This is a genomic window from Sphingobacterium endophyticum (genome assembly GCF_009733535.1).
GTDB lineage: Bacteria > Bacteroidota > Bacteroidia > Sphingobacteriales > Sphingobacteriaceae > Sphingobacterium > Sphingobacterium endophyticum.
The window spans coordinates 95,134-107,606 of record NZ_SMMI01000008.1 but is presented as its reverse complement, the minus strand read 5'-3'; the positions used below and the strand labels follow the sequence as shown (position 1 = coordinate 107,606).

At 38.0% G+C, this 12,473-nt stretch carries 10 protein-coding genes; 7 read left to right on the top strand and 3 right to left on the bottom strand.

Translation table 11 applies throughout. The annotated features are described in order from the left end of the window. The first annotated feature begins 64 nt into the window (after positions 1-64). Positions 65-757, top strand: coding sequence for a ComF family protein (locus tag E0Y80_RS11850; RefSeq protein ID WP_156307887.1), 693 nt, complete (start codon positions 65-67; stop codon positions 755-757). A 20-nt stretch (positions 758-777) separates the two neighbouring features. Here the strand turns inward: E0Y80_RS11850 and E0Y80_RS11845 are convergent, their stop codons facing one another. Continuing rightward, positions 778-1,164, bottom strand: a complete 387-nt coding sequence (locus E0Y80_RS11845) for a VanZ family protein (protein ID WP_156307886.1) — start codon at positions 1,162-1,164, stop codon at positions 778-780. A 190-nt stretch (positions 1,165-1,354) separates the two neighbouring features. Here E0Y80_RS11845 and E0Y80_RS11840 point away from each other — a divergent pair, with 190 nt between their 5' ends. From E0Y80_RS11840 to E0Y80_RS11825, 4 genes are all read left to right on the top strand, one after another. Further along, on the top strand, positions 1,355-1,690 hold the full coding sequence (locus E0Y80_RS11840) for a PadR family transcriptional regulator (RefSeq protein WP_156307885.1): 336 nt from the start codon (positions 1,355-1,357) through the stop codon (positions 1,688-1,690). Between the two features lie 24 nt (positions 1,691-1,714). After that, the gene (locus tag E0Y80_RS11835) at positions 1,715-3,505 is read left to right on the top strand and encodes a PspC domain-containing protein (RefSeq protein WP_156307884.1); all 1,791 of its coding nucleotides are present in this window, start codon (positions 1,715-1,717) and stop codon (positions 3,503-3,505) included. A gap of 57 nt (positions 3,506-3,562) precedes the next feature. After that, entirely contained in the window at positions 3,563-5,992 is a 2,430-nt protein-coding gene (locus tag E0Y80_RS11830) for an outer membrane beta-barrel family protein (protein WP_156307883.1), read from the top strand. A 238-nt stretch (positions 5,993-6,230) separates the two neighbouring features. Then, the gene (locus tag E0Y80_RS11825; protein WP_156307882.1) at positions 6,231-6,818 is read left to right on the top strand and encodes an LOG family protein; all 588 of its coding nucleotides are present in this window, start codon (positions 6,231-6,233) and stop codon (positions 6,816-6,818) included. Positions 6,819-6,822: 4 nt separating this feature from the next. Here E0Y80_RS11825 and uxaC read toward each other — a convergent pair whose 3' ends face one another. Beyond that, positions 6,823-8,229, bottom strand: coding sequence for a glucuronate isomerase (gene uxaC, locus E0Y80_RS11820; protein WP_156307881.1), 1,407 nt, complete (start codon positions 8,227-8,229; stop codon positions 6,823-6,825). 132 nt (positions 8,230-8,361) lie between these two features. On the opposite strand from uxaC, the gene E0Y80_RS11815 reads away from it, so the two are divergent. Further along, positions 8,362-9,183 carry an SMP-30/gluconolactonase/LRE family protein gene (locus E0Y80_RS11815; RefSeq protein WP_197091574.1) on the top strand — a complete coding sequence of 274 codons (822 nt, stop codon included), beginning with the start codon at positions 8,362-8,364 and terminating at the stop codon, positions 9,181-9,183. 386 nt (positions 9,184-9,569) lie between these two features. Here the strand turns inward: E0Y80_RS11815 and E0Y80_RS11810 are convergent, their stop codons facing one another. Next, complete coding sequence (locus E0Y80_RS11810; RefSeq protein ID WP_156307879.1) at positions 9,570-10,235, bottom strand: peroxiredoxin family protein; 666 nt, start codon at positions 10,233-10,235, stop codon at positions 9,570-9,572. Between the two features lie 264 nt (positions 10,236-10,499). Between E0Y80_RS11810 and nagB the strand changes: the two genes are divergently transcribed. Then, complete coding sequence (gene nagB / locus E0Y80_RS11805) at positions 10,500-12,422, top strand: glucosamine-6-phosphate deaminase (RefSeq protein WP_156307878.1); 1,923 nt, start codon at positions 10,500-10,502, stop codon at positions 12,420-12,422. Positions 12,423-12,473: the final 51 nt, after the last annotated feature.

Below are 12,473 nucleotides of genomic sequence, written 5' to 3'. Positions count from 1 at the left end.
TTTGATAACCCTATAGCAATGTTTTATTGATAGATCCTGATTATTTTTAGGAATAAAATAAACCATGATTCAAAAGTATTTAAATGCAATCATCCATTTATTCTATCCTGAACTGTGTATGGGATGCAATCAATCCCTACTGGATCAAGAAGAAATAATTTGTACTTCCTGTCTTTTTCATTTACCCCTTACAAAATTTCATTTAGATGCTAATAATGAAGCAGTTCAGCTGTTTAAAGGAAAGGTCCCTTTTGCCTTTGCCTGCTCCATGCTGTATTTAAAACCTGACTCTATCTCTGAAAGTTTGATCTATAATTTAAAATATAACAACCATCCTCAAGTTGGACTTTTCTTAGGTAGGCGATATGGAGAGGATCTGCTCAGTTCACCTGTTTTTGAAGACATCGATCTGATTGTACCGATTCCATTACATAAAAAAAGAAGGCGGAAAAGAGGGTATAATCAAAGTGAATATTTTGCAAAAGGGCTGTCAGAATCCTTATTGAAACCAGTGAATTTTTCTCTTTTGAAGCGAAATAAATATCAGAGTAGCCAAACAAAAATGGCATCGTCCGATCGATATCAGAATGTTAAAGGAGCATTTTCTTGTATTTCACCTGAGAAAGCTAAGGGGAAATGTATTTTATTGGTCGATGATGTGCTTACCACAGGTGCAACCCTCAGCTCTGCTGCTGAGGAGATCCTTCAGTCTATACCCGATTGCAAAATTTATATCGCAACAATGGCTATAGCTTAATTGAATAACCCATTATACAGTTATGAATACTGGAATTTACGGTTGTAAAGAAGTAAATAACTAAATAGAGCCATACCAATTCCGACATAATCTGCAAAGATGTCCCACCAATCTGCAGATCTGCTGCTCGTAAAATACATTTGCGCAGCTTCTGTAAAGAATGCAAATAAGGATGATACTAAGAAGACGACGATAAAAGTCTTCACTTTTGTGGCCCGTCTTTTCGTGTCAACAATGCGACCAAATAAGATTAAAGTCGTTAATAAATAAAAACTACCGGTATGTACTAATTTGTCAAAGCCTTGAAAAAATCCTTCTGTAGGAAAGTCATTGGCGGGTAACAATAATAGGAGCGTCATAATTATTGCCCATAAAATTGCCCATGCATAATTTATTATCCAATTCATTGTTGTTAAAAATCGTATTTAAAACTCAAATTAAAAAGCTTTTATCTGTTTTTTTTGAAACATTTTAAGTCCTGTAAAAATTTATTTAAAAATTATTCGTTTGAATATCAGATGTTTATAACTTTTATTCATAAAAATATAGTACTATGTATTGCAAAGTACCATCCAAAGGATATATCTTTGTATTGTTATGATAGCTGAAAATACACAAACCCAAATGAGGAAAGGAATACTGGAATACTGTATTCTTTCAATTATTTCTCGGGGAGAAATATATGCCTCAGACATAATCAGCGAATTGAAGAAAGCTGAATTGTTGGTGGTTGAAGGCACACTATATCCACTGCTTACGAGATTGAAGAACAATGGTCTTTTGAGCTATATCTGGAAGGAGTCAACTTCTGGTCCACCTCGAAAATATTATCAAATCACTTCCGAGGGGATGGAAGTGTTAAAACGATTGGATGTCACCTGGAAAGAATTAGTATTCGCCGTTGAAATATCCTTACAAAACCGAGAAATTTAACTATACCATTAACTAAATACAGCCATGAACAAGACTATAATTATCAATATAAACAGTATCGTCTTCCACATTGAGGAGGATGCCTATGAGACCCTGCGGTCATACATGATCGAGATTAAAAGGCACTTTGGGAATTCTGAAGATAGCCGTGAAATCCTAGAGGATATCGAAAATCGTATTGCGGAAATGTTTTCTGAACGCATCCAAACGGGTCGTAAGGAAGTTATTAATCGTGAAGATGTCGATCAGGTTATTGCTCAAATGGGGAGAGTTAGCGATTTCGATGTTGAAATTGATGACGAACCACGTGCTGAAGCAGAACCTAAAGCGGCTTTTGCGGATCAAGCTGAACAAGCAGAACCTCAACAAGAGGAAAGCAAAGAAAATAAAGAACAGAATGCCGATTTCGGTTTTACAGAGTACTTGACATCTAAGAAATTGATGCGTGATATGGACGATAAAGTCCTTAGCGGAGTATGTAGTGGATTAGGTCACTACTTTAACATTGAAGCGAAATGGGTGAGAATTATCTTCGTACTCTTCTTCCTATTTGGTGGTTCAGGTGTATTGTTGTACTTCGTTTTATGGGCAGTAATGCCGAAAGCTACTACTCGTGCCGATAAATTGGCTATGCGTGGCGAACAAGCTAACCTCCACAACTTCAAGAAATCTTTTGACGAAGAAATGAAAGGTGTCCGTGAAAATTTTTCCGGAGCCGGCGAGCATATTAGTCGAGGAGCTCGTTCGGTTGGAAACTCTTTAGGGTCTTTTTTCTCGGTAATCGGTAAAATTTTAGGCGTTTTAGTCCTTATTTGGGCCGGACTTAGTATCATCGGTATGTTTATATTCTTTGTATTCAACGTTCTGAATATTATGGGATACACGAACGATCTCTTCTTCGATCCTTTAGAAGTTCTGGATCCTACTTCAGCATTCTTTGCCATCCTTGCCGGTTGTGCCGCGATCATTATTCCTTTATTGGCGATTTTCTTTATCATGCTTCGCGTGGTATTTAAAACTAGGCCAATGAATAATTATGCGAGCATGTCACTATTGGCGGCTTGGATTGTATCGATTGTCATGATTCTTTATTTTGTTGTCGTTACGAATCAAGACACCAATCAAGAAAGTACAATCTCTGTAGAGAAGACAATTGAGCCTAAGGATACCTATATTCTTTCTGAGAACGACATTCGGGTGATTAAAACAACGGATGAAGATTTTAATAACAATAGAGAAAATGGATTCAAAGTTGGATCATTGGTCGGCAATTATTTGCGCAAAGATATATCCTTAAATATTGAACCATTGGATTCATTAAAAGCCCCTTATCTACAGTACAATTATTTTGCAAAAGGAGGATCATATGCAGATGCTTCCAATAGAGCCGGTAAAATAAACTATTCGGTTAAACAAGAAGATAATAACATTTATTTCAATAGCCATTTTACATTACAGGAGAAACAGCTGATCCGTGCTCAACATGTACATGTGAATCTTTTCCTTCCTGTTGGAACGAAAGTTATAATAGATGAAAACCTTCAAAATAAACTTAGGGAAATTGAAACCTGGAATTGCAAAGCTGAAGGAAATTCAAAGACTTCAGAATGGATTATGACTAAAAGTGGTTTGAAATGTATTTTGAAATTGGAGGAAGAAAAAGCTAAAGCGGAAGAAGAACGCCTTGAGGAACTGAAGGAACAAAAGAAAGAAAAAGAAAAGAAAGCCAAGGAAGAAGCTGACGAAACGAAAAAAGATAAAACAGAAGCAACCTCTGAAGACAAGGAGTCGTCTACAGTAGACAGCAATGCTTAAAATACATATTTTACCAAACCAACTATTAAAAATTAAACATACTAGCCAATATTAAAAATGGGACGAATAATTACAATCATTATCCTCTTTATCGCTGCAGTTGCCAGCAAAGCCCTAGCCGGACCTGCTGTTCAGGATACAGATATAAAAGGAAAGGTGCTCAATCAGGATAACCAACCTGTAGCATCTGCCTCAATCTACCTGATGTCCTCTTCAGCAAATGTTTTAATAAAAAGTGCAGTGACAGATGAAAATGGAGCTTATACCATTCTCAAAGCACCGAAAGGAACTTACTATATCGAAGTTACCTCAGTAGGATTCAGCAAGGGCAAATCAGCTGTGTTCGAATTGGGTGATAAAACTTTCGAAGTTCCTGATATTATTATCAGCTCGAATAGCCAAGCTATTGAAGCCGTGACTGTTCAGCGCCAAGTACCAATGGTACAAAATGTGAATGGTAAGCTGGTCCTTAATGTGGAGAATTCAACTTTAGCTGCTGGAAACAATGCCCTTGAAGTTGTGAAACGTGCGCCTGGGGTAAGTGTGGATAAAGATGATAATCTTCAATTGATGGGGCAACAAGGAGTTAACGTAACAATTGATGGCAGACAAACATTTATGTCTGGCGAACAATTGGCAACATTCTTAAAATCTACCGATGCAGGTCAGATCAAAAGTGTGGAAGTTACGACCACCAGATCAGCTAAAGATGATGCTGAAGGTGCCGTAGGAACGATTAACATCGTACTGAAGAAAAATAGAACCGAAGGATATAATGGTACTTTCGTGGCTTCTGCTGCTCACGGTAGACATATGCGTGGTAACAGCTCGCTGAACCTGAATTATAAAAAGAACAATACTACTTTATTTGGGTCTTATGCTTATACCAACAATAAAGAGGAGATGGATATTAATATTTTCCGTGAAATCCCTGATGGTTCTAAATCTACATTTTTTGACCAAAATGCAGCTTTAATCGAGAAAAATAATAGTCATAACTATCGTGTTGGTATCGAACAGAAAACATCTGAAATGAATACCATGATGTTCCAAGTGTCGGGGAATTCCTATGCTGAAAATGCAACAAATAATTCTCAAACCGATATTGGCTTTGGATTGAACTCCATCGATACGATTTTGATGTCTCCATCTAGAAATAAAATGAGCTTGGATCGCATGTCATTTAATTTCAATAACGAATATAAAATGGATACCCTTGGTCAAAAGTTGACTTTGGATTTAGACTGGAGTACTTTCAAAAATCGTTCAAACATGAACTATACCTACAGAACGGAAAGACCTAATGGCGATCTTTTTAAACCTGAAGAGCATGAAAGAAGTAATATGCCTACCGATATCGATATCTATGTAGGTAAATTAGACTATGTGAAACCATTAAAAAACGGAGGACTGGAAGCTGGTTTGAAATACAGTAAGGTGAAATCTGATAACAATATGGTCTTCGACAAATTGATTGGTGACACCTGGCAAAATGTGATAAGCAAATCCAATTTATTTATTTATGATGAACAGATCGCTGCAGCCTACTTAGATTATAACCGTGTATTCGGAAAATGGACGGCAAAAGCAGGTTTAAGAGCTGAATATACCATCTCCGACGGTAATTCTATTACCAATAGCACAAGGGTAAAACGTGATTATTTAGACCTTTTCCCTTCTGCTAATATTGGATATAACATGAGCGAAAACCATATTTTCTCTTTGGGATATGCCAAGAAAGTAACTCGTCCGAACTATAGGTTTTTAAATCCATTTAGATATTATATTGATAAATTGACCTATCAAGAAGGTAATCCTTATGTAAATCCTCAATATACGCATGGCTTTACATTAAACTACACCTTAATGAAGATGTTCAATTTCACATTGGGTAGTGATTTCACAAACGATGCGATTGTAGAAAGCATGGGGCAGGATACCACGACCAATACGACTTGGGTTACTCGTGAAAACTTAGGTAAATCCACAACTTCCTACTTAAATATGAACATTCCTTTCAAAGTGGGTAAGATCTGGACCATGAACAATAATATTACCGGAATCTATATGCACTTCAAGGGTCCTATTGCGGGATACCATGTAGACCAAGGTTCATTCTTTGTTCAGGTAAACAGTTTCCATAGTTTCAAAATCCATCCGCAATGGTCTTTAGAGGCTTCTTTGAACGGCAATACGCCTTTCATCTATAACACCTTTAAAATCCACGGAAGGTTCAATGCTGATCTTGGTGCAAACTATAACTTTAAAGACCAGAAAAGCTCCTTGAAACTTGCCGTAACCGATGTGTTCAGAACAAACAGAAATAACTTGTCAACGGATTTCTTCGAATACCAATCGAAAATTCGACAATACAATGATTCGCAGGCAGTCCGTTTAACATTCACCTATAAATTCGGTAACCTGAAACAACAGATCCGAAAAAGTGACTCCAAAAACGAAGAAAAAGACCGCGCGTCATCAAACTAATAAAAATCTTTGTTTCAATGTTTAGTTAATTAAGGTCCCAGATTTCCTACACTGGGGCCTTTTGGTTAGTATTTAGTATAAAGTATTTAGTAGTTAGACGAAAGACAAAAGGCAAAAGACATAAGAGCCTATAAAACTTACTAATTAGTAACCATGCATTCAATCTAACTACTAACTACTATCCAACCATGCATTCATCTAACTACTAACTACTAACTACTTTTAACTATCTTTATCCATGAAACTTAAAAAAATCGTTGTATTCTGTGCGTCGAGTCCTGGTCATGGCTCTGAGTTTATTGAGGCAGCTCAAGAGGTTGGGAAGGTTTTTGCGGATAAAGGAATTACTTTGGTGTATGGTGGTGGGAGAGTTGGTTTAATGGGTGCTGTTGCTGATGCGGCTATGGAAAATCATGGTCAGGTGATTGGGGTTATACCACAATTCTTAAATAGCAAAGAGATTGGTCACAGTGGGATTACCCAATTGATTGAGGTTGATACGATGCATGAGCGCAAGGCTAAAATGAATGCATTATGTGATGGGGTAATTGCTTTGCCCGGTGGATTTGGAACGATGGAAGAACTATTTGAAATGACCACTTGGGGACAGCTTGGCCTGCACAAAAAACCTATCGGTATTCTGAATGTCAATGGTTTTTATGATCATTTAATTGCCTTTATACAGCATATGGTGGATTCCGGACTGTTAAAGGAGGAAAATCAAAAAATGATTTTATATTCCGATAATATTGAAGATTTATTGGAACAAATGGAGGCTTATGAAGCTCCACCTGTTCCAAAATGGCTGAATATACAACGGTCTTAATGGACTATTTCTTGAATGGAAAATATCCTTTGGCATTGTAATAACAGATGTCCTGAATGATTTTTCCAATCCATTTGATGTCATGTGGAAGTTCGCCGTTGACGATATCTTCTGCAAAAATATTGCAAAGAAGTCTTCTAAAGTATTCGTGGCGAGGGAAGGATAAAAAGCTCCTTGAGTCGGTCAACATACCTACAAATCGACTGATCAACCCAATGTTGGATAGACTATTTATCTGTTTGGTCATGCCATCTTTTTGGTCATGGTACCACCAGGCAGATCCATATTGGATTTTACCAGCGATTGAACCATCATTAAAATTGCCGCACATCGCTGCAAATAAATCGTTGTCCGAAGCGTTCAAATTATATAAAATCGTTTTGCCCAACTGACCTTTTTCCGATAGCTTCCCCAAAAACTTAACAAGACCCAAGCCTTGGCTATAATCTCCGATGCTATCAAAACCAGTATCCGGGCCTAATTTTTTCAGCGCCGCAGCATTTGTATTTCTAAATGCACCAACATGAAATTGTTGAACCCAATTCTTTTCATTATCCCATTCTGCAAAATACATCAACAATGCTGATTTAAACTTATTTGTTTCTTCATTATTTAATGCGTTCCCCGTCCTAACCTTTTGGAAGATCGTAATAATTTCTGATTCGGTATAGTCATCTGCGTAAAGGTGACTTAGGCCGTGGTCAGAAACACAGCAGCCATTTTCGGCAAAGTAATCATGCCTCGATTTTAATGCCTCGATATAACTTTGGAAATCCTGAATTTCTGTATTGCAAACCTCCGCCAATTTGTCGACGTATTGGTTGAATGCCTCCGTATTTTCGGGACTCATCGCTTTATCCGGCCTGAATGCTGGAAACATGTCAAATCCTCCCGGTTTCTGAGCATATACTTGATGGAATTCCAAGGAATCTATAGGGTCGTCGGTAGTACAAATGGTTTCGACTTTCATTTGTTGCAATAACCCATGCACCGACATATCCGGTTTGCCCAAGTCCTGGCTCGTCTTTTCATAGATAGCATCGGCATTTTCTCCTGATAGAAGATCGTGTATCCCAAAATAGCGCTGTAGCTCTAAATGAGTCCAATGATAGAGGGGATTTCTAAGGGTGTAAGGTACTGTTTCTGCCCATTTCTTAAATTTCTCTTGATCAGTTCCCGAGCCGGTAATAAATTTTTCATCAATTCCATTTGCACGCATTGCTCTCCACTTATAATGGTCTCCATGTAGCCAAATTTCCGTAATGTTTGAAAATTGTTTATTGGCAGCGACCTCATTTGGAGGTAAGTGATTATGGTAGTCGATGATGGGTAGGTCCTTTGCAAAGTCGTGGTAGAGCTCTTCAGCAACCCGGCTCTGCAGGAGAAAATTTTCGTCCAAAAATGGTTTCATATCCTTTCGATGTATTTTTTAAGTTTAGAATTGAGAGTCACTGAAAATAAGGATTTCTCATCTAAAACCTAACAAAAACCTTTAAAAAATGTTATATTTAAAAGTATTAGATTAAAAATTAACCCGACTATCATGAAAACTACCATTTTATTCGCGCTATTATTCATCTGTTCACAAGTTGGATTTAGTCAAAAAAAATTAACCCAGCTTTGGGAATCAAAAGATCAGTTGCCTACCCCTGAATCAGTGCTCTATGCTCCTGAGAAATCCGCATTATATGTTTCATTAATCGATGGCGATGGTTCTGCCAAAGATGGAATGGGTGGCATTGCTATCCTAAACATGGATGGTAGCTTGAAAGATGCAACATGGGTACAGGGATTAAATGCCCCTAAAGGTTTGGCCATGTACAAGGACTTGTTATATGTTGCAGATATTGACGAGGTCGTTGTCATTGATATGATTACGGGTAATGTAATTAATCAAATTAAAGTTCCTGGGGCTCAATTTCTAAATGATGTTGCGACCGACAGCAATGGTAAAGTGTACGTATCAGATACTAGAAAAGGAGAAATCTATTTGATCCATAATAATAAGCCTACCTTATTTATGAAGGATGTAAAAGACGTAAACGGTTTAAGAGTTATTGATGGTTCGCTTTATGCTATGGCTGGTCCTGAGTTGTGGAAAATTGATGCCAACAAAAACTATACAGTTCTTGCGAAAGGATTACAATTAGGTGGTGATGGATTAGAGCCGGTAGGTGATGGAAGTTTCCTGGTTACTTGTTGGGGAGGATTAATCTACCATATTGGAGCAAACGGTACTGTAACCGAACTTTTAGATGTTCGTGATAAAATGAAAACAGCAGATTTAGGATATAATCAAAAGGATAAAATTCTGTATGTACCCACCTTTTTAAACAATAGCGTAGTTGCTTACCAACTGAATTAAGTTTAAGCTTTTTACAAACATAATTTTCATGGATTCTAAGGAGACTTAGGGTCCATGTTTTTTTATAAGACATTTTACATGCTAAGGGAGGTTGGGCAGGCCCAGCTTTGGTATTACTCGTGTTTTGTTCGTGTTTTGCTCGTGTCTCATCCACAGCTTGTCCAAAACTCATCCGGAGCTCGTCCGCTCACAAGCGGACGAGCTGTGGACAATGTCAAACCAAGGTGTGGACAAGTCTCGACCAAAACACGACTGAAACACGAAGCAAGGAGGAAATAGAGGATTGTATAAATCCTATGAGGATAATCTACATAAAGTGGTTTTTAAGGGATAAAAAAAGCCATTTCATAAGTTGAAACGGCTGATATGTTTTTCGGTAGTATTTTTTATTTGAGGATTTCCCTAAGTTTATTGTTAAGGTCATCACCATGAAGGTTTCTAGCAATAACTTTTCCTTCGGGATCGACAAGGATATTTTGGGGGATCGCCTTTACTCCATAAGACTGACCGGCAGAGCTATTCCATCCCTGAAGGTCCGAGACATGTTTCCAGGTTAGGTTATCATCCTTAACGGCCTTTGCCCATGCATTAAATTCCCGGTCAAAAGAGACTCCTAATATTTCGAAATTCTTATCCTTGAATTCCGCATAAGTTTTGACAAGTTTGGGGTTCTCTTCGCGGCAGGGAGGACACCAAGATGCCCAAAAATCTACCAGGACATATTTTCCTTTTAGATCCGATAATGCATAAGGTTCACCGTTTAAGTCCAATTGGGTAATGCTTGGAGCTTTTTTGCCAGGCATGGTATTTTTCAAAGCATCTAAATAACGTTCGAAGATTTTTCCGTCATTGGTTTTTCTGACTTTTTTGTCCAACGTTTTAAATAAATCTGCTAATTCTTGATATTCGGGATAATATCCGCCAACTTTTTGAATCAATCGAATGGAGTTTACATCCTTAGGATTTGCTTTGACCTGAGCAATTAACTCCTCTTTTGTTTGGGCAAATAGGATACTGGGTATAATCGCTAATAAAAATATTAATTTCTTCATGATCTATATTTATGGTTTCAAATTTAGAAATAAACTACTAAACTAGTAGAGTTTATTTTGTAAAATTATCATTGCTAAAAACAAACTTTGTTGATTTTCTTAATAAATAATTAAATAAGAATAGTGTAATTAATGGTTAAAAATATTGTATGCGGTATGATTTTCTAAGGAATTATCCACAAAATCAAAAAGATTTGTATTTTATATACTTATAGCCTTATAAATTGTTAAATTTGAGGCTCACTAAGGTATTTTTCAATTTAAATGGCAAGATTAAATTTATTAGAGGAAACCCGCTTTGAGAAAGTTCCGGTTACGGTATATCCCTCTCAAGACGAAGCTTCTGTAAAAGTTGCTGAGCGCATCGCTGCTATCATTAAAGATAAGCAAGCAAAAGGGGAAAAGGCTGTTCTAGGTTTAGCCACCGGTGCAACGCCAATAAAAGTCTACAAAGAACTTGTTAGATTGCACAAGGAAGAAGGGTTGAGTTTCAACAATGTTGTAACGTTCAACTTGGATGAGTATTATCCGATGCTTCCAACGGCAGAGCAAAGCTATGTAGCTTTTATGAACAAGCAATTGTTCAACCTTGTTGATATTCCAAAGGAAAACATCAACATCCCTGATGGTACATTAGCACCAGAAGATGTTCAAGCTTTTTGTGAAGCATATGAACAAAAGATCTCCAATTATGGAGGGTTAGATATCCAGATTTTGGGTATCGGTCGTACAGGACACATCGGTTTCAATGAACCTGGTTCTGCGCCAAACTCAGGTACTCGCTTGGTAACCTTAGATGACCTTACACGTAGAGACGCTTCACGCGATTTCGGGGGTAAGGAAAACGTACCAACAAAAGCGATTACAATGGGTGTAGGTACAATTTTCAAGGCTAAGGAAATTGTATTGATGGCATGGAATGAGAAGAAAGCAGAGATCGTTAAGAAAGCAGTGGAAGGTGAGATTTCTTCGGATATCCCGGCGACCTACTTACAGATGTCTGACCATGTTGAGTTTGTTCTGGATCAAGATGCAGCTTCTGCATTGACACGTTTTAACCTACCATGGTTGGCACATGACGTGATCTGGACAGATAAATTAGTTAAGAAAGCGGTAGTATGGTTATCTAGACACTTAGATAAGGCTATCCTGAAATTGACTGATGATGATTATAACAATAACGGTATGGCTCAGTTGATTACGGAGCAAGGTACCGCTTATAGCATCAACATCCGTATTTTCAACGAGCTTCAACGTACTATTACGGGATGGCCAGGAGGAAAGCCTGGGGTTGATGATTCAAGCCGTCCAGAAAGAGCTGAACCGGCTCATAAAAATGTTATCTTATTCTCACCACATCCGGATGATGACGTGATTTCCATGGGAGGTACGTTTATCCGTTTGGCTGATCAGGGACATAATGTACATGTAGCGTATCAAACTTCGGGTAATACGGCTGTATGGGATGACGATGTATTGCGTTATTTAGAGTTTGTTCAGGATTTTGCAGTAGCAGTTGAAGATGATAATGGGGTAACCCGCAAGATCTATGATGAGGCGCGTGAGTTCTTTAAGATTAAAAAACCTAATCAGGTTGATCCTGAAATCATCCGTACCATTAAAGGATTAATACGTAAAGGCGAAGCGATTGCAGGTGCACGTTTTGTAGGCTTGCCTGATCAGAACATACATTTCATGGACCTTCCGTTCTACGATCGTGGAAAATTCTCAAAAGAAATTGATTTTGAGGATGATATTCAACAGACGATGGAATTATTGCGTCAGGTAAAACCACAGCAAGTTTTTGCAGCGGGTGACTTTGCGGATCCACATGGTACGCATAAAGTATGTTTCGATATTATTCTTGAGGCATTATTACGTCTAAGAGAAACTGACGAGTGGACGAAAGATTGTTGGTTATGGTTATATCGTGGTGCATGGCATGAATATCCAATTCATGATATTGAAATGGCAGTTCCACTTTCGCCGCAGGAGGTTAAGCGCAAGCGTTTGGCAATCTTTAAACACCAATCACAAAAGGACTTACCTGTATTTCCTGGGGATGATCCAAGAGAATTCTGGGTACGTGCGGAGGATAGGACGAGCGAAACAGCAGGCTTATACCACCAACTTGGTCTAGCAAATTACGAAGCAATTGAGGCTTTCGTACGTTGGAAATTTGACTAATATGAATTAGCATATTGGAAGCCCCACCGATCACGGTGGGGCTTTTTTATG

Bases quoted from the DNA above. Each gene is read 5' to 3' on its own strand.
- E0Y80_RS11850 (WP_156307887.1), top strand. From the start codon at position 65: ATGATTCAAAAGTATTTAAATGCAATCATCCATTTATTCTATCCTGAA.
- E0Y80_RS11845 (WP_156307886.1), bottom strand. From the start codon at position 1,164: ATGAATTGGATAATAAATTATGCATGGGCAATTTTATGGGCAATAATT.
- E0Y80_RS11840 (WP_156307885.1), top strand. From the start codon at position 1,355: ATGATAGCTGAAAATACACAAACCCAAATGAGGAAAGGAATACTGGAA.
- E0Y80_RS11835 (WP_156307884.1), top strand. From the start codon at position 1,715: ATGAACAAGACTATAATTATCAATATAAACAGTATCGTCTTCCACATT.
- E0Y80_RS11830 (WP_156307883.1), top strand. From the start codon at position 3,563: ATGGGACGAATAATTACAATCATTATCCTCTTTATCGCTGCAGTTGCC.
- E0Y80_RS11825 (WP_156307882.1), top strand. From the start codon at position 6,231: ATGAAACTTAAAAAAATCGTTGTATTCTGTGCGTCGAGTCCTGGTCAT.
- uxaC (WP_156307881.1), bottom strand. From the start codon at position 8,229: ATGAAACCATTTTTGGACGAAAATTTTCTCCTGCAGAGCCGGGTTGCT.
- E0Y80_RS11815 (WP_197091574.1), top strand. From the start codon at position 8,362: ATGAAAACTACCATTTTATTCGCGCTATTATTCATCTGTTCACAAGTT.
- E0Y80_RS11810 (WP_156307879.1), bottom strand. From the start codon at position 10,235: ATGAAGAAATTAATATTTTTATTAGCGATTATACCCAGTATCCTATTT.
- nagB (WP_156307878.1), top strand. From the start codon at position 10,500: ATGGCAAGATTAAATTTATTAGAGGAAACCCGCTTTGAGAAAGTTCCG.